The sequence below is a fragment of the Kitasatospora sp. NPDC004240 genome (assembly GCF_053603215.1).
This window is the reverse complement of record NZ_JBSGFD010000402.1, coordinates 1-2,897: the sequence shown is the minus strand read 5'-3', so window position 1 is coordinate 2,897 and position 2,897 is coordinate 1. Positions and strand designations below refer to the sequence as shown.

Sequence of the window (2,897 nt, the reverse complement as noted above, 5' to 3'; positions counted from 1 at the left end):
GGCAGCCGCACGCCGCTGCGACCGGCGCGGCGGTAGGTCATCGAGGCGTAGCGGTCATCCGCGGCGAGGTAGCTCATGGCGGCCATCCTGCCAGCCGGCCACTCGAACGTAAACCGCCAAATATGAACAGATTCGATCATGCATGGCTGCCCTGCGGGACACTGGATCCGAACCTTCCCGCAGGGGCGATCGCCTCGCCGGCGCGGACCGAGCGTGGAGGTGCCGCCGCGGGATCCTGCGGCGGCACCTCGTGGACGTCTCGGCGGAGAGCCGTCGCATCTACTGGGGCTGGGCCACGCGGCATTCCGTACCGGAGAGGTACCGGCATGCCCGCGGAAGGGCCATCACCGCGGGCCCGGTCCCACGGTGCGCCCGCTGCCGACGGGCAGGCGGCCGGGCCCGACGGCCGCGGTGTCCGTGGTCAGGAGCCGGTGCTCCCGGTAGCGGACGCGGCAGCGGCAGTCGCGGTGTCGCCGTTGCAGGTGCTGGCGGTGGGGGCGACGCCGACGGCGCTCCAGGCCTTCTCGACGGCCCGGCAGCGGGTGCTGTTCCTGCCGAAGAGGTCCCGGGCGGCCTTGATGGTGGCGGTGCGGGCGCCGGGGTAGTCGGTGTTGGTGGTCATGTAGGTGGTCAGGGCGCGGTACCAGAGCTTGGCGGCATCCGTGTTGCCGATGCCGGTGACCTTCGACCCGTCACAGGTGGGGCTGGTGCCCCACTTCGTCTTCCCGGAGCCGACGGCGAGCAGGTAGAAGAAGTGGTTGCCGACGCCCGAGGAGTGGTGCGGGTTGAGGAACTGGGTCGTCACGCTCCAGCATCCGACGGATTTACCGTCCTTGGAAGGGTCGTCCATCCAGCGCAGCGGGGTGCCGTCGCCGCGGATGTCGAGCTTCTCGCCGATCACGTAGTCGGGGGCGTCCGCGGGGTTGTCGGCGTTGAACTCCACGAGGGTGCCCATGATGTCGCTGGTGGCCTCGTTGAGGCCGCCGGCGTCGCCGGTGTAGACGAGGCCGGCGGTCGCGGCGGTGACGCCGTGGGTCATCTCGTGGCCGGCGACGTCGAGCTGGGTGAAGGGCGCGGAGCCCGCCTTGCCGTCGCCGTAGATCATGGAGAAGGTGGCGTCGTCCCAGCCGGCGTTGGCGTAGTTCTTCCCGTAGTGGACGAAGGAGCGGGCGCCCACACCGTCGCCGCGGATGCCGTTGCGGCCGAGGACGTTCTTGTAGAAGTCCCAGGTGGCCTGGATGCCGTAGTGGGCGTCGACGGCGACGGTGGCCCGGTTCGTGAGGGTGCCGTCGCCCCACGCGTTGTCGGCATCGGTGAAGGCGGTACCCCAGCCGGCCGGGGGGTGATCGCCCGGTGCGGTCCGGTTTCCGGCGTCACGGGTCTCGCCCTTGCCGCGCTTCGGGTCGGTGAGGGTGTAGCCGGTGGCGGTGCGGGTGGTGGACAGGTCGACCCTGCCGACCTGGTAGCCGCGGCCGGTGCCGGGCAGGGTTGCTGTGGCCGGCTCGGCCGTTCCGGCACCCGTGGGGGTGGCGCCGGCTTCGGCGGCGCGGCTCTGCGCCTGGGGCGTGTGCTCTGTCTGCCGTGGAGCCCGCTGCTGGTCGTGGAGGAAGGCGGAGTAGGTGTCCCAGTCGGCGCCCGGGCGGCCGGTGAGGGCGTCGACGAGGACGTGCAGGCGGCTGGGCGACCGGTCCGCGGCGGTGCCCTCGACGACGACCTCCCAGACCAGCTTCGGCTCGGTGCCGAGCGCGTCGATCGTCAGGGTGGCGGTGGTGGCGTTGCGGGTACCGGTGAAGCGGGTGAGGGCGGTGGCGGTGGCCTGATCGGCCGTCACCGCCGGGACGACCGCCAGGTCGAGGGGTGTCTTCAGGGTGAGCGTGGCGGATTCGAGACGGCCGTCGGCGGCGGAATGCACGATCACGTCGCCTCCGAGCACGGCCAGACCCCGGTAGGTGCGATCGAGGTGGACATGGCGGGTGCCGTCCGCCTCCACCTGGACACGACGGGCGACGAAGGCATCGTGGGCGCCGGCACGCGCCGCCTGCGGAGCGTCCCGGACAGCCGCGACGGCCTCCCTGCCGGCCCGCTCCTGAGACACCGGCGCAGGCCCGGCAGCCGGTGACGGGAACGGAACGGCGGACGCACTCGCACCCATGACGGATATGACGAGACTGCAGGCGATGAGCGCCGGCGAACTCGTCCGAAGAAGTCGGTTCATGGGCTGGAATGCTTGCGGGATGCGGCAATGTTGGTCAATACATGCCAAAGTCGGGAAAGCGACACCGCCGCAAAACGACGCCCGGGACAAGAGCCGGTGACCACACGACAGGGGCCGCCACCAGCACGAAAAGTGACTGGACGTCAGATTCGTCACCGATCCCCACCTGCCGCCTGCGAGGGGCGTCACCCGCACGCCGGTCCGGATAACGGTGACGATCGACCCCGGACACGCGACGAGAGGGCTCACAACACGGCGTCGCGCTCCCTTGGGTTACGACCCAAAGCGCTCGGGGCGGATCGGTGGGCAGCCCCGGCCGGGCCCGGTCGGGGCTGCGCCCGCCTCAAGCATTGCCCTCATGCGCCAATCAATCGATCGATTGATCAGCTTGGGATGATTCCGAGCGAAATGGATTGACTCGGTCATATGGCCGTCTTAAGGTGCGGCACCGTCATCAGCCCACCCCCGTCACACGCTCCGGGAGTCTCACCATGCACGTTCCCGCCACCTTCAGACGGGCTGTCGTCGTCGCGGCCACCGCGATCCCGCTCGCCGTGCCGGTGCTGCCCGCGGCCACGGTCGCCTCAGCGGCCGGGCCGATCGCCCGGTACCTGGACTGTTCGGCCGCCTCGAACGGCGACGGCAGCCAGGCCTCGCCGTGGAACACCCTGGCCACGGCGAA

Annotated in this window: 1 protein-coding gene and 1 pseudogene; one reads left to right on the top strand and one right to left on the bottom strand. The window is 70.7% G+C overall.

The window, feature by feature from the left end:
- Window positions 1–421: 421 nt before the first annotated feature.
- The gene (locus tag ACWEQL_RS41970; protein WP_452156814.1) at window positions 422–2,095 is read right to left on the bottom strand and encodes a M4 family metallopeptidase; all 1,674 of its coding nucleotides are present in this window, start codon (window positions 2,093–2,095) and stop codon (window positions 422–424) included.
- Between the two features lie 611 nt (window positions 2,096–2,706).
- Here ACWEQL_RS41970 and ACWEQL_RS41965 point away from each other — a divergent pair.
- Window positions 2,707–2,897, top strand: a pseudogene (locus tag ACWEQL_RS41965) (hypothetical protein); the annotation flags it as partial.